Raw genomic sequence first — 18675 nt, 5'->3', positions numbered from 1 at the left:
TGCGGCTCAGTCCCGGGGCGTTTCCGGGTGGAGGCGGGTCCAGCCGTGCCAGGCTGAGGTGATCATGTCGTGGATGTCGTGTTTGGCTTTCCAGCCGAGTTCGGTGGTGATGCGGTCCGCGGAGGCGACGACGCGGGCGGGGTCGCCGGGGCGGCGGGGGGTGACGGTCGGGGGGCGGTCGTAGCCGGTGACGGAGTTGATGCGGTCGATCATCTCGCGGACGGAGACGCCTTCGCCGCGGCCGATGTTGAGGGTGAGTTCGCGGCCCGGGTCGGCCTGGAGGGCGCGGGCCGCGGCCACGTGTGCCTCGGCGAGGTCCACCACGTGGATGTAGTCGCGGACGCAGGTGCCGTCCGGGGTCGGGTAGTCGTCGCCGAAGACGCGCGGCGGGGCGTTCTCCGTGAGCTTCTCGAAGACCATCGGGATGAGGTTGTAGACGCCCACGTCGGCGAGTTCGGGGCTCGCCGCGCCCGCGACGTTGAAGTAGCGCAGCGACGCGGTCGAGAGGCCGGTCGCCCGGCCCGTCGCGCGGACCAGCCACTCGCCCGCCAGCTTCGTCTCGCCGTACGGCGACATCGGCAGGCAGGGTGTCTCCTCCGTCACCAGGTCGACGTCCGGCATGCCGTAGACGGCGGCCGAGGAGGAGAACACGAAGGACGGGACCCGGGCCTCCGTCACGGCCTCCAGGAGGACGCGCAGGCCCTCGACGTTCTCGTGGTAGTAGTGCAGGGGACGGTCCACCGACTCGCCCACCTGCTTCTTCGCCGCCAGATGGACGACCCCGGTCACCTCGTGCTCGGCCAGGGCGTGTGCGACCCTCTCGCCGTCCAGGGTGGAGCCGACCACCAGGGGCACGTCCTCCGGCACGCGCTCGGCGATGCCGGTGGACAGGTCGTCGTACACGACCGTCCGCTCGCCCGCCTCGGTCATCGCGCGGACGACATGCGCCCCGATGTAGCCGGCGCCGCCGGTGATCAGCCAGGTCATGTGTGGCGGTCCCCTCCGTCATGGGTGTGCTTCAGCCGCGGTCGTCTCCCAGTGAAGCAGCTGCGACGGACATCCGGGGACGGCCGGGACGGCTCCTGGTGATCGAGGGGTCGCTCACCGTGTCCGTACGGCGGCGGGTGGCGCGCCACAGGCGGGTGAGGGAGAGGACGGCCGCCGCGGCCAGCAGCCCGTTGCGGGCCAGCATCAGCAGGCAGCCCGTCCAGGTGCAGCCGACGACCTCCGTGTAGAAGGCGGGGTAGGCGACGGAGCTGAGCGCGGTCGCCGTCACGACCAGCGCGGCGACCGGGCGCTGGGTGGTGTGCCGGGAGGTCAGGCACACGGCGGCCAGTCCGAGCAGCCAGATCATGTACTGCGGGCTGATCACGCGGCTGGTGACGGTGAAGAGGAGCACGGCGCTCAGTGCCGCGTCGTAGGGGGTGGCCTCGGTCCAGTGCCGGGCGCGGACGCGCCACAGCAGCAGGAGCGCGAAGGCGACCGCGGTGAGCGCGAGGGAGGCGGTCGCGACGGCGTGCACATGCGGGCCGACGAGCTCCATCGCGCCGTACTGGTAGCGGACCGTGCCGTGCCAGCCGGCGTGCCGCGCGAGGCTGAGCGCGGTGCCGCCGAGGGACTCGATCTGCACGCCCCGGCCGCCCTGTTGACGGAGGAAGGCGAGGGGGTTGCGGAACGCCAGCACGAAGAAGGCGAGCGTCGCGCCTCCGGTGACGGCCGCCCAGGTCCATGCCGTGCGGGTGGGGCGTCCGCGTTCGACGCCCAGCAGCACCAGCGCCGGCCACACCTTCACCAGCGCGCCCAGCCCCGCGAGCACCCCGCACGCGCGCGTGGAGCGCGACAGCGTGAGCAGGGAGAGCACCGCGAGGGCGGTGACCACCACGTCGTAGCGGGCGAGCGGGAGGTGCAGCAGGAGGGGGAGGCCGCCGGTCCACAGGGCCGCGCCGAGCAGGGTGCGGCCGGGGCGCGTGCCCGCGCGGGCGAGCGCCGCCGTGATCAGCGCGTCGGTGGCCAGGGTGAACCCCACGAACGCCTGGAAGTAACTGAGCCCGGGCACCAGCCCCGGCGCGAGCAGCACCGCGCCGGCGCCCGGCGGGTACTGCCACAACGTGTCGTGCGCCGGGAACGCGCCGTGCGACAGCACGCCGTACCAGTGGAAGTAGAGCCGCCAGACTTCGCGCGCGACCGCTCCGTGTCCCAGCACTCGCTCGTTGTTGTGGGCGAGGAGCCACAGCATCAGCGCGCGCGTGGCGATCCAGAAGGCGGTGAGGCAGAGGAGACCGGGGAGCCGGAGGGGCCGTGGGAGACCCGGGAGTCGAACAGCCGAGGCGAACGGGACGCGGGGGAGCGGGAAGTACGAGCGGCGATTCATCAACCGTGAGCGTAAGCCGCGCGGATGGTGTATCCATGCCGATACGCCGTCAATACCCGGCAAAGGTTGGCTAATCGCAAAAGATCGGGCCGTGGTGAGTATCGGGCCTCTCGTAAAAGCACATCCGCGGACCTCGCGAACGACGGACACCGGACGGCCGACTCCATCGAGTCGGCCGAACCCGTTGGGCGGATCGCCGCGCGGGCGTCCCGGCCGCGGCCGCCGCGGAGCGGTCGTGGCCGTCCCGGCCGCGGTGATGCTCGCGGTCGGGCTCTGGAGGCTGCACCGCGGCGGGATGTGGCGCGACGAGGCCGTCACCTACCAGGTCGCCCGGCGCACGGTGCCGCAGATCTGGCGACTGCTGCACGAGGTCGACGCCGTGCACGGCCTGTACTACCTGCTGATGCACGTCGTCCTCGGCGCCGCCCCCGGCCGCCCGGGCGAGGTCGACCTCCGGCTGCCCTCGGTGTGCGCGGCCGCCGTCACCGCGGGCCTGGTGGCCGCCCTCGGCACCCGCCTGGCCCGGCCGCGCGTCGGCCTGTGGGCCGGGCTGATGTACGCGCTCACCCCGCTGGTCGGCCACTACGCGCAGGAGGGCCGCTCGTACGCCCTGGTCGCCGCGGGCGCGACCGGCGCGACGCTGCTCCTCGTGCGGGCGGCGGAACGGGGCGGGCGGCGGGCGTGGTGCTGGTACGGCGCCGTCCTCGGACTGACCTGCTGGCTGCACGAGTTCGCCGTCCTGCTGCTGCTCGCGCACGCGGGAACTCTGGCGCTGGCCCGTTCGTCGGGAAGGGTGTGGCGGGGGTGGGGCTGCGCGGCCGGGGGTGTGGCGCTGTCGCTGCTGCCGATGGTCGTCGTCTCGCACAGGCAGTCGGCTCAGGTGGCGTGGTTGCGGGAGCCGGACGTGGAGACCGCGCAGGAGCTGCTGCGCCAGTACCTCGGACCGACCGACGGGGTGTACTGGGCGTGCCTGGCGCTGGGGCTGCTCGGGCTGACCCGGCTGGTGGGCCGGCGCGGTGAGCTGACCCTCGTGGCGGTCGCGCTGCCGCTCGCGGTGCTGCCGCCGGTGGCGCTGATGCTGGCCTCGCAGCTCACACCGCTGTACGTCGACCGCTATGTGCTGTACGCGCTCGCCGGCGCACCTCTGCTGGTGGCGCTCGGCGCGGACCGGGTCGCCGGGCTGCTGGGCCGGCTCTGGAGGCACGGCACGGCGACGGTGTCCCGGTCGCCCGTGTTCACCCTGGCCGGGGTCCTGGCACTCGTCCTCGCCTTCACCCACCAGCTTCCGCTGCTGCGGCACGACCGGGTCGCGGGCACCCGGCCCGACGACCTCGGCGCGGTCGCGGAGGCGGCGGCGCGGGCGCTGCGGCCGGGCGACCCGGTGCTGTACCTGCCGGCGCACGCCCGCGGGACGCAGCTCGCCTATCCGGCCGACTTCAGCACCACGTGGGACGTCGCACTGGCCGAGCCGGGGCCGGCCTCGGGGACGTTGTACGGGCGCGAGGTGGGGGCCGGGACGCTGCGGCGGCGGTTGGCCGGGGTGGATCAGGTGTGGGCGGTGGTGGAGAAGTACGCGCTGGTGAGCGGGTATCGGCCGCGGCTGTCGACGGAGCGGGCGAAAGTGGCGGTGCTGAACCAGCAGTTCGTGCTGCGGGAGGAGATCGTGGTGGATCGGGTCGCGCTGCGGTTGTATGTGCGGCCGATCAGGGGGGAGGAGGGTCGTGCCCAGGGCGCGGGCCGGTGGGGGCTGGTCGCGCCCACGCGGCGGCAGCCGCATATCGATACACCGCCGCGCCCCTAGGGGGCGTCCGCTGCCGCCGCGTCCAGTGTTCCCGTCAGTTGGTCCAGGCGGGCCTTCAGGTCGCGGATCTCGTCGACGTCGAAGCCCGTCGCCGAGACGATGCGGCGCGGTACCTGCAGTGCGCGCTCACGGAGCGCGGCGCCCGCCTCCGTGAGCCGTATCTCCACCGAGCGCTCGTCGCGGGCGCTGCGCTCCCGGTGGACCAGGCCCGCCGTCTCCAGGCGCTTGAGCAGCGGGGAGAGGGTGCCGGAGTCCAGTCGCAGGTGTTCGCCGAGCTTCTTGACCGGCAGGTCGCCCTGCTCCCACAGCACCAGCATCACCAGGTACTGGGGATAGGTGAGCCCGAGGTCCTTGAGGATCACGCGGTAGACGCCGTTGAAGGCGCGGGACGCGGCGTGCAGGGAGAAGCAGATCTGGCGGTCCAGGTGGAGCCACTCCGACTCGGCGGCGGAAGCAGGGGTGGGGGCCGGGGCTGGGGTCGGGGTCGTCGCGGTCATGGCTCAATCGTAGCCCTTGCGAGCCATTCAGTTGTACACAACTGAGTTGTGTGCTCTACTTATGGTCGTGAGGGCGGCCGGAACAGGGCCGCCGGAACACCGAACCAGCGAATTTCGAGAGGGATGGTCTTCCATGGACGCGCTCTACACCGCAGCCGCCACCGCCACCGGCCGGGAGGGACGGGCGGTCAGCTCGGACGGGCAGCTGGACCTGGCGCTGGCGTTCCCGCCGGCGCTTGGCGGCAACGGCCAGGGCACCAACCCCGAGCAGCTCTTCGCCGCCGGTTACGCCGCCTGTTTCGCCAGCGCCCTCGGCGCCATCGGCCGTCAGGCCAAGGTCGACACCGGCGAGATCTCCGTGACCGCCGAGGTCGGCATCGGCAAGGACGAGTCCGACGGCGGCTTCGCGCTCAAGGTCACCCTGCGCGTCGAGCTTCCCGAGGAGCTCGCCAACGAGACCGGCGAGAAGCTGGTCCACCAGGCCCACGAGTACTGCCCCTACTCCAAGGCCACCAAGGGCAACATCCCGGTCGAGCTCATCGTCGAGTAGTCGGTCGAGCAGACACCGGTACCTCCCTCGTACGGGTGAGCCGCGCGAGCACCTCCCCGGTACGCCGGCTCCAGTCCACGACCACCGCCCCCGCGGGCAGCCGCTCCCGCCGCGTCAGCAGCAGCCAGCGCACCCGGGGGCGGTGGTCGTGGCCGTCGTCCAGTTCGATGCCGTATCCGGGGAGCAGTCGGACGGCGTAGTAGGCGTCCGTGGTCACCGGCTCGCCGGGGCCGATGTGCCGGGCCGCCCAGTCGTACGACGGCCAGCGCGGCGGCTGGACGAAGCCGACCGGGTCCACCGAACGCGGTACGACCGCCCCGGCCTGCGCGGCCAGAAAACCCAGGCAGGCCCCGCCCGCCGCGGCCCAGCCGAGCGCCCGCCGCCACCCCGGCCAGGGACGTTCCGCCGCCAGCTCCACCGCGAGCGCGCACTGCGGTGCCAGCAGGGCCAGTTCGAGCAGCTCGCCCAAGCCGTGTCGGCCGTATCCCGCGAGCAGAGACTCCAACGCGAACAGCAGTACGAGCGGATCGCGCCAAGCCGCAAGCCACGCCGCCCGCCGCCACGCCGCCCGCCGCCACGCCGACGGTCGCCGCGCCGCCCGCCCTCCGGCGGCCTGCCCGCGCATCGCCTTCCCGGCCGCACGCCGCGCCCGCAGCCACAGCGCCGGCACCCCGATCAGCGCCAGCCAGCACTGGCCGACCACCCCGTCGTACGACCCGTGGGACCCGTACAGCCCGTAGGACCCGTACGACCCATGGGCCCCGTACGACCAGTAGGACTGCGGCAGCACACCCGCATGCATCCCGAGGACGACCACCCCGGCCGCCACCCCGCCCAGCACCCCCCACCGCCACCGCACCGCGCCCCGCCACGCCCGCTGCCACCCCGCCGCGAAGGCCACCGCCCCGGCCCCCGCGCCGACGCCGATCACCGGGTCGACCAGCGCCACCGTCCCGTACAGCGCCCCGAGCACCGCGTACCCGGAGAGGCTGCGCAGCCCGCTCGGGCCGACATAGCGCACCCGGCGCAGATCGCGGGACCGGGCGCCGGTCAGGGCCCAGGCCCAGAACGTGAGGCCGAGGGCGAGCGCGGACGGGTAGCCGAGGCTCCCGGTCAGCGGCAGCAGGGCCAGCGAGCCGGCGCCCGGGGCCGGTTCCGTACCGCACAGCACGGCCAGGAAGGCCAGGGCCAGCACCGGTGCCCAGGGGCGCGGGGTGAGCACCCGGACCAGTCGGCCCAGGCCGGTCAGCAGCACCAGCAGATGGACCGGGCCGCAGACGCGCAGCAGCTGCCACCCCGTCAGTCCGGTCAGCCGGGCGAGCGCGCCCTGGGCGAGCACGTACGGCGACCCGGAGGCGTCCGTGAGACCGGCCCGCAGCCGTTCCACCGCCGCCGCGTGCTGCCCGGCCTCGCAGCACGGCGGCACCCGCCAGTACGCCAGCGTCATCAGCAGCCAGAACAGCAGGCCGAAGACCTGGTACGGGGTGAGTCTGCGGACCCGGCCGCCCCGCAGGGCGGTGGAGCCGCCGGTGGCGCGCCGGACCAGGGCGCCGGTGCTCACCGGAGGGAACGGACAGGGCGGACCATTTGCCGAGTCTTCCCGCCCGCCCCGTCGGCCTTGCCGACCTTCACCTCATCGGGTGATGCCGATCATCGGGTGATGCCGACGGCCCGGGGAGCGCCCTGCGCCGGCACCGCCGCCCCCCGCTGCACCAGCGGTTCGAGCAGCAGCGGCACCCCCACCACCGGCAGCAGCCAGGCCAGCACGATCAGCCGGTCGCCCCCGATGGTGATGTCCGGATGGGCGGCCTGGGTGAGGATCCCGGTGCCCGCCGCCGCCAGCAGGAAGATCCCGAAGGCCGGCCGTCGCCGTGCGCCCCGCGCCCCGGCCGCCAGTGCGGCGAGGAACAGCGGTGCCGTCAGCTGCCGGCGCAGCCACTCCACCCAGAAGTCCCACTCCAGATGGAGGAACTCCCACCACGGGTGGACCCGGTCCGGATGGGTGTAGTGGCTGGTCAGCAGGTCCTGCATGCTCTCCGCCTCGGAGGGGTAGCGCAGCAGCCGGACCAGCAGCAGCGTGCCCACGACCGCCCCGCACCCCACCGCCGCGATCGTCACCACCCCGCGCCCGGGCGCCCGCCCGTGCCGGCGCCGCCACAGCGCGACCACCGCACCGGCCCCGGCCAGGCACACCCCGAGGAACAGCGCCTGCGAGTGCTTCACCGCGCACAGCGCGAGCAGGGCGCCCGCCAGCAGCGCCGTGCCCGCCCGGACCCGCCCGGTGAGGGCCAGCGCGCACCCCCACAGGGCGGTCAGGGTCAGCGCCAGCAGCAGGCCCTCGGTCATCGGCCGCATCGCGGTCGCGCTGACCGGCAGGACGAAGTACAGGGCCTGCCCGGTCAGCGCGAGCGGCACCGGCACCGACACCGTCCGCAGGACCCGGAAGACCAGTACCCCGCCCGCCACCGTGACCAGCACACTCGCCAGCCACACCCCCCAGGTCACCCCGAGCACAGTGACGAACGGCACCAGGAAAACCGGATAGCCGGGGCGCACCTCGAAGATGGCCCGCAGCCGGGGGCCGACGAACGGCACGATGTGCCCGTCCGTCGGCCCGGCCTCCAACCGCCGATCCACGCGGCCCAGTTCACCGTCCCGGCAGTCCGCGAACACCCGCCCCGCCGGGCTCGGCGCATGGAAGCGCACCACGTCCACGCGCTGCGCGCGCGCCGCTGCCGACGCCTCGCCGGCGCACACCCAGTCGACCGTCTCGGCCGCCGCCCGCCGTTCCCCCGCCCCGCCCAGGGCCAGCGCGTACGACACGTAGTTCTTGGAGTCGGGCGTGTCCCGGCCGGTGACGTCGGCGAGCTGGCACAGCGCGAACACGGCGGCCAGCAGCAGCACCCAGGCGCGCGGCCTCATGTGCGGCCTCATGTGCGGCCTCATGTCGATGCCGGCAGGCGGTGACCCGAGGCCGGTTCCGGCAGCCGCACGCCGTCGGCGGGCATCGGCTCGCCGAGCAGCAGCGTCCGTACGACCCGTTCGGCGGCCCGTCCGTCGTCGAACTCGCAGAACCGGGACCGGAAGTCGGCCCGCAGCCGCGCCGACTCCTCGTCCCGCCAGCCGCCCGAGGCGAACAGCCACGCCAACTCCCGGTAGGAGTGCGACACATGGCCCGGCGCCTCGGCGGTGACATCGAGGTAGGCGCCCCGGCTCGCGGTGAAGGTGGCCCAGTCGTCGGCGTGCACCACGATCGGGCGGTCCAGGTTGGCGTAGTCGAACATGAGGGACGAGTAGTCGGTGACCAGGACGTCCGCGGCCAGCATGACCTCCGCGGCGTGCGGTTCGCCGGTCGCGTCGACCACGATCCCGCGCCGGTGCAGCTCGGCCAGGCCCAGGCCGCGCGCGGGACCGGTCGCCAGGGACGGATGCAGCCGGACCACGAGGGTGTGGCCCGCGCCGAGGTCGGCCGCGAACCGGGTCAGGTCGATCCGGTCGACGTGGCCGCCGCGGACGTAGTCGCGGCGGGTCGGCGCGTAGAGCACGACCGTGTGGTCGGCGGGGATGCCGTGCCGGTCCCGGAAGTCCGACCGGCCGCCCCTGACCAGCACGTCGTTGCGCGGGCTGCCGGTGCGGGCCGAGGCGAAGCGGCAGGGGTAGGCCCGCTCCCACACCAGCTCCGAGTGGCGGTTGGCGACCAGGCTGTGGTCCCAGCGGTCGGCCCGGCGCAGCATCTGCGGAACGTCGAAGCCGAGCCGGGCGCCGGGCTTGCCCAGCAGATCGGCGCCCAGGTACTTCAGCGGGGTGCCGCGGTGGGTGTGGATGTGCACGCTGCCGGGGCGTTTGACCAGCGCGCCCGGCCAGTTGACGTCGTTGACGAAGAACTTCGCCCGGGCGGTGAGCCGGCGGTAGTCCGGGGAGTCCAGCAGTACGTGCTCCACGTCCGCCGGCAGCTCCGCCGCCACCTCCGCGTCCTTCACCACCCACACCCCGCGCAGGCGCGGGGCGATCTCCCGGGCCGTGCGGTACACGGCCGCCGGGTCGCCCAGCAGGCCGCGGTGCGAGGACGCGGAGTACAGGACCAGGTCCTCGTCCAGGGCGCGCAGGCCGCGCAGTTGGGTGAGCGCCCGGCGGGCCGGTGCCCCCGCCGTCCGCCGTACCCGCTGCGCCTGCCGGCCGCCCTCCCGGCCGAGCCGCCCGGCCCGCTGCCGCAGCAGGTACGCCGCGTACGTGCCGCCCAGTACTCCCAGGTCGGCCCCCTCGGGCCGGAACGCCCGGTACAGCTCCGCCGTACGCCGGAAGAACTCGGCCTTGGCGGCGGGCGGCAGCCGGTCCGGCTTGGCCAGGATGTCCAGGCAGTGCTCGCCCATCTTCCGGTGCAGACACGGCCGCCAGTGAGCCAGTTCGGGACGGGAGCCGAGGAAGGCGAAGACCCGCCGGTACTGGTCGAGGACGTCGAAGTGCTTGCGGCTGGTGGTGGAGAGGATGTTGCCCTGGCGGCGCTGGCGGTAGTTCAGGCAGATCCGGTCGAGGGTGGCGATGCGGGCGGCGCTGAGCAGGACCGGGAAGGTCCAGGGGGTGTCCTCGTAGTAGCCCGGCGGGAAGCGGAAGCCGTTCTCCTCGACGAAGTCCCGCCGGTAGACCTTGTTCCACACCACCATCAACAGGTCGAGGATCGCCGGGTGTTCGGCCGCCGTGAACACCTCCGAGGTCGCGCCGAGGACCTCCGCGAGCGCGTTGCGGCGCGTGCCGCCCCACCAGTAGGTGCGGGCGTAGTCGAAGACCAGCACGTCCGGGTCGCCGGTCTCCGCCAGCCGGTCGGCGATCGCGCCCAGCGCGCCCGGTGTGAGGGTGTCGTCGCTGTCGAGGAAGAGGACGAAGTCCCCGGTGGCGTACGGCAGCCCGGCGTTGCGGGCGCGGCCGAGGCCGACGTTCTCCGGCAGGTGCAGGACCTTCACCCGCGGGTCGCGGGCCGCGTACTCGTCGAGGATCGCGCCGCAGCCGTCCGGGGAGCGGTCGTCGACGGCGATCACCTCGATGTCGTGGAAGGACTGCTCCAGGACCGAGTCGAGGCACTCGCGCAGGAAGCCCTGCACCTGGAAACAGGGGACGATCAGACTGAGTCGGGGCACGGTCAGCTCCTGACGAGGGTCGTGGCCGGGGCGGGCAGGCGCTCGGCGAGCGGGATCACCGCCGGGACCGCCTCCGGCGGCCGGCCGAGGAACACCCGCCGTACCACCCGCTCGGCGGCCAGCCCGTCGTCGAACTGGCAGAACCGGGACCGGAACTCGGCCCGCAGCCGCCGGGACTCCGGGCCCAGGTAGGAGCCGTCGCGGAAGATCCGGGCCAGTTCCTCCGGGGTGCGGGCGACCGGACCCGGCGGCTCGGCCATCAGGTCGAAGCAGACGCCCCGGGTCTGCCGGTAGACCTCCCAGTCGTCGGCGTACACGACGATCGGCCGGTCCAGGTTGGCGTAGTCGAACATGATGGAGGAGTAGTCGGTGATCAGCGCGTCCGCCGCGAGACACACGTCCTCGGCCGAGCGGTGCGCGGTGACGTCGATGACCCGGCCGCTGCCCGCCCGCGGCCCCCGGTCGTAGAAGTAGTGCGCGCGCAGCAGGACGACGACGTTCTCGCCGGCCGCCGCGCAGAACGCCTCCAGGTCCAGGCCCGGTTCGAAGCCGGTGTGGTGGTCGCGGTGGGTGGGGGCGTACAGGACGGCCGTCTTCCCGTCCGGGACGCCCAGCGCGCGCCGGACGCGGACCACGTCGTGGGCGGTGGCCGTGTAGTAGACGTCGTTGCGCGGATAGCCGTACTCCAGCGTCCGGTACGAGCCCGGGAAGGCCCGCTCCCAGGTCTGGGTGGAGTGGCGGTTGGAGGAGAGGTTGAAGTCCCAGCGGTCGACCCGGCCGAGCAGCTTGCCGAAGCTGCCGGTCTGCGCGGCGACCACCGGGTACGTGGACTGGTCGACGCCCATCCTCTTCAGCGGGGTGCCGTGCTGGGTCTGCAGATGCACGCTGCCCGGCCGCTTGACGACCCCCTCGGCGAAGTTGGCGTTGTTGACCAGGTACTTGGCGCGGGCCAGCACCTGCCAGTAACGGCGGCTGCCGATCACCGCGTACTCGACGTCCTCGGGCACGGCGTGTTCCTGGCCGGCCTCGACCAGGAACACCGAGCGGATGTGCGGGGCGAGCACGCGGGCCACGGCGTGGATCGCGGCCGGGTTGCAGACATAGCCGCGCCCCCAGTACGCGCAGTACACGGCGAGGTTCGGGTCCAGCGGGCGGCGCAGGTCGAGGGCGTAGCGCAGCCGGGTGAGCGGCATCCGCGGGCGGGGCAGCCGCTCGGCCGCCCGCGCCGCCATGCGGTTGGCGCCGCGCAGCGCCCGGAACGCCGTGTACGCGCCCGCCGCGAGGAGCCGGTGCTGGATCCCGAGACTCCCGCCGGGCATCCGGAACCCGGCCGGCCGGTGCCTGCGGTGCAGTCGCCCCGCCCGCCGGAAGAAGGCGCGGTGCCCGGACGGCAGCCGGTCCGGTTGCGCGGCCGTCTTCAGCACCACCCCGAAGAGCTGCTCGAACAGCGGCCGCGCCCGCTCGCCGGGCAGCGCGGCGGCCCGCTCCAGCACCAGCTCCACCTGGTCGAGGAGGTCCCGCTGGTGCGGCCCCGGCAGATTCAGCCGGCTGCCCTGCCGACGCGGCCGGTGCCGTACGACCACCGAGCGCAGCACCGCCAGACGGGAGGCGGCGATGCCGGTCAGCCCGCCCCAGCCGAGGTCCGTGAAGTGGCCGTCGGGGAACAGCAGCCGCTGGTCCGCGAGGAACGCCCGGCGGTAGGCAGCGCTCCACGCCGGCAGCGCCACACCGGTCAGCGCCGGCGCCCGGTCCGGGGCGAATCCGCCCTGCGGGGCGCCCGCCAGCAGCGGCGCCGCCGGGTGGGTCGGCTCGCCCTCCCACCAGGGCGTCCGCTCGTGCTCGAAGTACAGCACGTCCACGTCGCCGGTCTCGGCGAGCCGCGCGTCGAGCGCCGCCAGCGCACCCGGGACCAGCATGTCGTCGCCGTCGAGGAAGAGCAGATACGTGCCGTTCGCCGCCCGCAGCCCCGTGTTGCGGGCCCCGCTCAGCCCGGCGGACGGCGGTGAGTGCACCGGGGCCACCCGGGAGTCGCGCTCGGCGTAACCGGCGGCGACCGAGGCGGCCGGGGCGTCGGGCGCGTCGCAGACCGGGATCAGCTCCAGGTCGCCGAAGGACTGGGCGAGGACCGAGTCCAGTGCCTGGGACAGCCGGCCGGCGACCCCGTGGGACGGGACGATGATGCTGAAGCGGGGCATGCTGCTCTTTCTCAGGTGTCCATGCGGCCCGGCCTCCCCGTGGGTCGCCAGGTGGACGGCCGGGACGGAGTGGGCCGCGAGGTGTTGGGGGGCACGAGGAGACTCCCTGGAAGGCAAACGGTGTTCAGCGGCCCTCGGTGACGGGCAGATGGCCGGAAGGTTGCGGAACGGTGGCCAACGGGGAGTGTGCGAGCCCCGCGGCGGCCGAGGGGACGGGGTGGCGTTCGGCGAGCGGGATGAACTCCGGCAGCCCGGCCGGCTCGCCGAGCACCACATGCCGTACGACCCGCTCGGCGGCGCGTCCGTCGTCGTACCGGCAGAACCGCTCGCGGAAGGCGGCCCGCAGCTGGGCGGAGCGGGAGCCGCGCCAGTGGCCGCCGGCGAAGATGTCGATCAGCTCGTCCTCGGTGCGGGCGACCGCGCCGGGCGGGCTGGAGCGCAGGTCGAAGTAGGTGCCGCGGGCCGCGTGGTAGGCGTCCCAGTCCTCGGTGTGCACGACGATCGGCCGGTCCAGGTTGGCGTAGTCGAACATGATCGACGAGTAGTCGGTGATCAGCGCGTCGGAGGCCAGACAGAGGGACTCCACGCCGGGGTGGTCGCTGACGTCGATCACCCGGCCGCCGGACCCGAGGGGGCCGCCGTGCCAGTAGTGGGCGCGGGCCAGGACCACGAAGCGCGGGCCGAGCCGGCGCACGATCCGGTCCAGGTCGAGGGCGGGGCGCTGGGTGCGCCGGTAGTCGCGGTGGGTGGGCGCGTAGAGGAGGGCGACGGCGCCCTCGGGGACGCCGAGCGACTCCCGGATCCGGGCCACGTCGGCCGAGGTGGCCTGCTGGAAGACGTCGTTGCGCGGGTAGCCGTATTCGAGGGTGGTGTAGCCGCCGGGGTAGACCCGCTCCCAGGTCAGGGTGGTGTGGCGGTTGGCGGAGAGCAGGTAGTCCCACTTGTCGACGCCCCGCAGGAGTTCCTCGAAGTCCATGTCGGCGGCGGCCGCCGGGTGTTCCTGGAGGTCGAGGCCCATGTGCTTGAGCGGGGTGCCGTGCTGGGTCTGCACGAACACCTGGCCGGGGCGCTTGCGCAGCCGGCGGTCGAAGTTGACGTTGTTCACCAGGTACTTGGAGCGGGCCAGCGCCGTCCAGTAGGCGAAGCTGCCCGGGCGCAGCCGGCGCGGACCCGGCGGGACCGTGTGCTGGTGCTCGGGGCGGGCGATCCAGGCGGTGCGGATGTGCGGGGCGTGGTTGCGGAACGCGGCCTCCAGCGCGCCCGGGTTGCAGCCGTGGCCGCGGTTCCAGTAGGCGGCGAAGACCGCGCGGTCGGCGCGCAGCGGGAGGCGCAGCTGGACCCGGTAGTGGAGTTGGAGGAGGGCCGAGCGCAGACCGCGGAGGGACTTGACGCCCGCCTTGACCGTGCGGCGGCGGACGGACACCGCCAGCTGGAGGGCGCGGTAGGTGCGGTGCAGGCCGTAGTGGACGAGGGCATGGCGGAGCCGGGTGCGCAGCGGGACCGGGGCGCCCTTGGTCCGGTGGCGGCGGCAGTGGGCGCGGGCCGTGCGCAGGAACTCGGCGCGGGCGCCCTTGGGGAGCCGGTCCCGGCGGGTGAACACCGTCGAGAAGTGGTCGATCATCCGGCGGAACAACACCGGCCGCCAGCGCGCGAGTTCGGGCCGCTCGTCCAGGAACGCGAAGACCCGGTCGTACTGGTCGAAGATGTCGAAGTGCCGGCGGCTGGTCGTGCCGAGGATGCTGCCCCGCCGCTGCCGGTAGTGGACGCACACCCGGTCGAGGGTGGCGATCGACCCGGCGGTCATCAGGACCGGGTAGGTCCAGGGGGTGTCCTCGTAGTAGCCGGGCGGGAAGACGAAGTCGTGCTCCTCGACGAACTCCCGCCGGTACGCCTTGTTCCAGGCCACCATCAGCACCCGGAGCAGCCCGGGCCGGTCCTCCAGCCGGAAGGGCGCCGGGCCCTGCTCGGTCAGCTGCGGCGCGAGCTTGTTGCGCTCCGCCCGGCCGGTCCAGAACGTCCGCGCGTAGTCGTACACGAGGACGTCCGGCTCGCCGGTCTCCTTGATCCGGTCGGCGATCGCACGCAACGCGTCGGGGGTCAGGGTGTCGTCGCCGTCCAGGAAGAGCAGGTAGTCGCCGCGCGCCTGCGCCATCCCGGCGTTGCGGGCGCCGCCCAGGCCCTGGTTCTCCGGCAGGTGCACGGGCCGGACGCGCGCGTCGCGGGCCGCGTACTCGTCGATGATCGTGCCGCAGGCGTCCGGCGAGCGGTCGTCCACGGCGATCAGTTCGAGATCGGGGTACGACTGCGAGAGCACCGAGTCCAGGCACTCGGGCAGATACGCCTGGACCTGGTACGCGGGGACGATGACACTGAACCTGGGCAAGGGGCATCCATGGGTCGGTCGGCGCGGGCGTTCTGCCCGGGAACGGCCAATGGAGTGATTCGGTTACGGTTCGTTACGTCATGTGAGTGACTCTGTGTGAACGGCAGAGGGCGAGCCGATGGCCGACTCGCCCTCCTTCGATGCCTCTTGTGGGGTTATTTGACCGCGCCCGCCATCACCCCGGTCACGAACTGCCGCTGGAACGCGAAGAACACGGCCAGCGGGATCACCATCGAGATGAAGGCGCCGGGGGCCAGGACGTCCACGTTGTTGCCGAACTGGCGGACCTGGGTCTGGAGCGCGACCGTGATCGGCTGCGTCCCGGACTTGGTGAACAGCAGCGCCACCAGCATGTCGTTCCACACCCACAGGAACTGGAAGATGCCCAGGCTCGCGATCGCCGGCCCGCCGAGCGGCATCACGACCCGCGCGAACAGCCGCAGTTCGCCCGCGCCGTCCAGCCGGGCCGCCTCCAGCAGCTCGCGCGGGATCTCGGCGAAGAAGTTCCGCAGCAGGAACACCGCGAACGGCAGCCCGAAGCCGACATGGAACAGGACCACCCCGAGGATCGTCCCGAACAGGCCGATCTTGCCGAAGAGTTCCGCGATCGGGATCAGCGCCACCTGCACGGGCACCACCAGCAGACTGACCACGATCAGGAACCACCAGTCCCGGCCCGGGAACTCCATCCACGCGAACGCGTAACCGGCCAGCGCCCCGATGACCACCACCAGGATCGTCGCCGGGACGGTGATCAGGACGGTGTTCCAGAGGGAGCTGGTGATGTCAGGGTTCTCGAGGAGCTTCTGGTAGCTGTCGAAGGTGAGCTGGGACGGCTTGCTGAAGACGTTCCACCAGCCGCTCGCGCTCATGTCCTCCGGGGAGCGCAGGGAGGAGGCGAGCAGACCGATCGTCGGGACCAGCCAGAACAGGGCGACGACGATGAGGAAGACCCGGACCAGACCGCTGTTGAGCTTCTCCAGCACCCAGCTCATCGCCGCTCCTCCCGCCGCAGCCTGCGCACGTTGAACCACATCACCGGGATCACCAGGAGCAGCAGGAAGACCGCGATGGCGCTGGCGATGCCCGGCTGGCCCTCCGAGAAGCCCTTGCGGTACAGCTCCAGGGCGAGCACGTTCGCGTCGTCCTGCGAGGAGCCCGGCGCGATGATGTACACGAGGTCGAAGACCTTCAGCACATTGATCATCAGGGTGACGGTGACGACCGCGAGGACCGGCGCCAGGAGCGGCACGGTGACCTTGCGGAACACCTGCCACTCGGTGGCCCCGTCGACGCGGGCCGCCTCCAGGAGCTCCCGGGGGACACCCGCCAGCCCGGCCGCGATCAGCACCATCGCGAAGCCCGCCCACATCCAGACGTACGACCCGATGATGGCGGGCGTGACGAGGGACGGGCCGAGCCAGTCGACCCCGTTGTAGGGCTGCTTGAAGTTGCTCGCGGGCAGTCGGAGCTGAGCCCCGTCGGCGGCGGCCGGGAGCGTGAAGGTGCCGTCGCCCGCCGCCTTCGCCGTGGCCACCACCTTGCCGCCCTTGACCGCCTCGATGCGCATACCGGAGTAGCCGAGCTCGGACGGGTCGGGGGCGCCGAGTTTCCCGACGCCCTTGCCGCGGGTGAAGTCCTGCCAGGTGGTTCCGGTGATCTTCCCGGGGTCGGCCTGCGCCGCGACGGCCTTCTTGGCGCCGTCGGGCATCTGGTCGGGGGCGACACCGACGAGCGGAAGGGTGACCGTCTGGCCGGTGTGGACGGTGGCCGTGGTGATGAAGCCGCCGCCGTCCGCCTTCAGGGGCGACTCGCGGCCCGGGTGGGCGTTCGGGAACGCCGAGGACTGGGCGAAGGTGTCGTGGACGCCGACCCAGACCGCGTTGGCGACGCCCTTGTCCGGGTCCTGGTCGTAGACCAGCCGGAAGATGATGCCGGCGGCCAGCATCGAGATCGCCATCGGCATGAAGACGACCAGCTTGAACGCCGTTCCCCAGCGCACCCGTTCGGTCAGCACCGCGAAGATCAGGCCGAGGGCGGTGGAGACCGTCGGCGCGAACACCACCCAGATGATGTTGTTCTTCAGGGCGGTGCGGATCCCGTCGTCCGTGAAGATCGCCTTGTAGTTGTCGAAGCCGGCGAAACCGTCGCCGTTCGCGTTGTAGAAACTGCGGATCAGCGAGTACCCGATCGGGTAGACCACGAGCGCGCCGAGCAGCACCAGGGCGGGGAGGAGAAAGAGAGCCGCCACGGTTCTGCGGGTGCCGGTCACGCTCCTGCGGCGGCCCGGTGGAGCGGGGGCCGTCGTCGTGGGTGCGGCCATCGCCGGGTCAGCTTCCGCTGCCGTAGGCGGCCGCCGCGTCCTTCTCGAGCTTCGCCTGGGTGCCCGCGACGTCCTTCGGGTTCTGCAGGAAGTCCTGCAGGTCCTTCCACTCGCCCTTGCCCGGGGTGCCGCCGAACGCCTGCGGGGCCTGGTCGGACATGTCGAAGCGGAAGTCGTCGCCGGAGGCGATCAGGGACTTGGCGATCGTGCGCTGCACCTCGTTCGGGTACGCCGAGTTCGGCACGTTCTTGTTCGGCGAGAGATAGCCGCCGAGCTTCGCCTGGATCGTCGCCGCGTCCGGGGAGGCCAGGAACTTCGCGAGCGCCTGGGCGCCCTTGGAGTCCTTGAAGATCACCGCCGCGTCACCGCCGGAGACCACCGGCGCCGTCGAGCCCACCGTCGGGAACGGGAACACCTTGGCGTCTGTGCCCACCTTCGCCTTGGTCTCACCGATGTTGACCTGCACGAAGTCGCCCTCGTAGACCATCGCGGACTTCGGCTGGTCGCCGCCGGTGAAGGTCTGGGTGACCGAGGCCGGGAACTCCGTCTGCAGTGCGCCGCTCGCGCCGCCCGCGAGGTACCCCTTCTTGCCCCAGACCTGGGCGAGCGTGGTCAGCGCCTGCTTGACGCTCGGGTCCGTCCACTTGATCTTGTGCTGGGCGAGCTGGTCGTACTTCTCCGGGCCCGCCTGGGAGAGATACACGTTCTCGAACCAGTCGGTCAGCGTCCAGCCGTTCGCGCCGCCCACCGAGAACGGGGTGACACCAGAGTCGTACACCGCCTGCGCCGTCGTCAGCAGGTCCTGCCAGGTCTTGGGCTCCTGGGCGCCCGCGTTCTCGAAGACCTTGGCGTTGTACCAGATCAGCGACTTGTTGGCGGCCTTGTAGTAGACGCCGTACTGCTTGCCGCCGACCTTGCCTATGTCCTGCCAGCCCTGCGAGTAGTTCTTCTGCACCTCGGAGACCGTGTCGGCGCTCAGCGGCTTCGCCCAGCCCTTCTGCACGGCCTGCTTGATCGCACCCGGCTGCGGCAGCAGCGCGATGTCCGGCGGCTGGCCGCCCGCGATCTTCGAGCCGAGGAAGTTGATGATCGGGTCCTGCGCGGGCACGAAGGTGACCTTCGCACCGGTGCGCTTCTCGAACTCCGCGAGCACCTGCTTGAAGTTCTTCTGCTCCTGCCCGGTCCACACGGCGGCCACCTCGAGGGTGGTGCCGTCGAGTTTCGGGAGGGCGAGGGTGGAACCGGGCGTACTGGCGCTGCTCGTCGCGCCGTTGTCGTCCTTCTTGTCGTTGCTTCCGCACGCACTGAGCGCGAGGGCTCCCGCGAGAAGTGCGGCGAGTGTCGTGACGGCCCTGCCTGTCCGGATGGTGCTGCTGTTACCGCGCATCACTTCCCCGTTCGTCGTTCCTCGTTGAACGTCAGA

At 72.6% G+C, this 18675-nt stretch carries 13 protein-coding genes; 2 read left to right on the top strand and 11 right to left on the bottom strand.

All coding sequences use genetic code 11. The features are described from left to right. Positions 1-6 precede the first annotated feature (6 nt). Together galE and ACFZDK_RS41555 are read right to left on the bottom strand one after the other, a co-directional pair. Positions 7-987: a UDP-glucose 4-epimerase GalE gene (galE, locus tag ACFZDK_RS41560; RefSeq protein WP_390980638.1), complete on the bottom strand. Its 981-nt coding sequence runs from the start codon at positions 985-987 to the stop codon at positions 7-9. Between the two features lie 31 nt (positions 988-1018). Next, a complete protein-coding gene (locus tag ACFZDK_RS41555) occupies positions 1019-2236 on the bottom strand; it encodes a glycosyltransferase 87 family protein (RefSeq protein WP_390980701.1) in 1218 nt (405 codons plus the stop codon). Positions 2237-2606: 370 nt separating this feature from the next. On the opposite strand from ACFZDK_RS41555, the gene ACFZDK_RS41550 reads away from it, so the two are divergent. Beyond that, positions 2607-4172, top strand: coding sequence for a glycosyltransferase family 39 protein (locus ACFZDK_RS41550; protein WP_390980636.1), 1566 nt, complete (start codon positions 2607-2609; stop codon positions 4170-4172). On the opposite strand, the gene ACFZDK_RS41545 is transcribed toward ACFZDK_RS41550, so the two are convergent. Beyond that, positions 4169-4669, bottom strand: a complete 501-nt coding sequence (locus tag ACFZDK_RS41545; RefSeq protein WP_390980634.1) for a MarR family transcriptional regulator — start codon at positions 4667-4669, stop codon at positions 4169-4171. The two genes, ACFZDK_RS41550 and ACFZDK_RS41545, sit on opposite strands and share 4 nt — an antisense overlap. 133 nt (positions 4670-4802) lie before the next feature. Here ACFZDK_RS41545 and ACFZDK_RS41540 point away from each other — a divergent pair, with 133 nt between their 5' ends. Further along, on the top strand, positions 4803-5219 hold the full coding sequence (locus ACFZDK_RS41540; RefSeq protein WP_355717165.1) for an organic hydroperoxide resistance protein: 417 nt from the start codon (positions 4803-4805) through the stop codon (positions 5217-5219). Here the strand turns inward: ACFZDK_RS41540 and ACFZDK_RS41535 are convergent. The 8 genes from ACFZDK_RS41535 to ACFZDK_RS41500 all read right to left on the bottom strand — a co-directional run bounded on the left by ACFZDK_RS41535 (position 5206) and on the right by ACFZDK_RS41500 (position 18639). Further along, the gene (locus ACFZDK_RS41535) at positions 5206-6780 is read right to left on the bottom strand and encodes a hypothetical protein (RefSeq protein ID WP_390980632.1); all 1575 of its coding nucleotides are present in this window, start codon (positions 6778-6780) and stop codon (positions 5206-5208) included. The two genes, ACFZDK_RS41540 and ACFZDK_RS41535, sit on opposite strands and share 14 nt — an antisense overlap. 89 nt (positions 6781-6869) lie before the next feature. Then, on the bottom strand, positions 6870-8141 hold the full coding sequence (locus ACFZDK_RS41530; RefSeq protein WP_390980630.1) for a hypothetical protein: 1272 nt from the start codon (positions 8139-8141) through the stop codon (positions 6870-6872). A 20-nt stretch (positions 8142-8161) separates the two neighbouring features. Beyond that, a complete protein-coding gene (locus ACFZDK_RS41525; protein ID WP_390980628.1) occupies positions 8162-10351 on the bottom strand; it encodes a CDP-glycerol glycerophosphotransferase family protein in 2190 nt (729 codons plus the stop codon). A 2-nt stretch (positions 10352-10353) separates the two neighbouring features. Continuing rightward, positions 10354-12546: a CDP-glycerol glycerophosphotransferase family protein gene (locus tag ACFZDK_RS41520; protein ID WP_390980626.1), complete on the bottom strand. Its 2193-nt coding sequence runs from the start codon at positions 12544-12546 to the stop codon at positions 10354-10356. 124 nt (positions 12547-12670) lie between these two features. After that, the gene (locus ACFZDK_RS41515; RefSeq protein ID WP_390980624.1) at positions 12671-14929 is read right to left on the bottom strand and encodes a CDP-glycerol glycerophosphotransferase family protein; all 2259 of its coding nucleotides are present in this window, start codon (positions 14927-14929) and stop codon (positions 12671-12673) included. Between the two features lie 155 nt (positions 14930-15084). Then, a complete protein-coding gene (locus tag ACFZDK_RS41510) occupies positions 15085-15924 on the bottom strand; it encodes an ABC transporter permease subunit (RefSeq protein ID WP_390980622.1) in 840 nt (279 codons plus the stop codon). Continuing rightward, positions 15921-17252, bottom strand: a complete 1332-nt coding sequence (locus ACFZDK_RS41505; RefSeq protein ID WP_390980620.1) for an ABC transporter permease subunit — start codon at positions 17250-17252, stop codon at positions 15921-15923. The genes ACFZDK_RS41510 and ACFZDK_RS41505 overlap by 4 nt, the downstream gene beginning before the upstream one ends. A gap of 7 nt (positions 17253-17259) precedes the next feature. Then, on the bottom strand, positions 17260-18639 hold the full coding sequence (locus ACFZDK_RS41500; protein ID WP_390980618.1) for an extracellular solute-binding protein: 1380 nt from the start codon (positions 18637-18639) through the stop codon (positions 17260-17262). Between the last annotated feature and the right edge of the window lie 36 nt (positions 18640-18675).

The organism is Streptomyces sp. NPDC007901 (assembly GCF_042959465.1).
Classification (GTDB): domain Bacteria; phylum Actinomycetota; class Actinomycetes; order Streptomycetales; family Streptomycetaceae; genus Streptomyces.
This window is presented reverse-complemented; position numbering and strand designations above follow the sequence as displayed.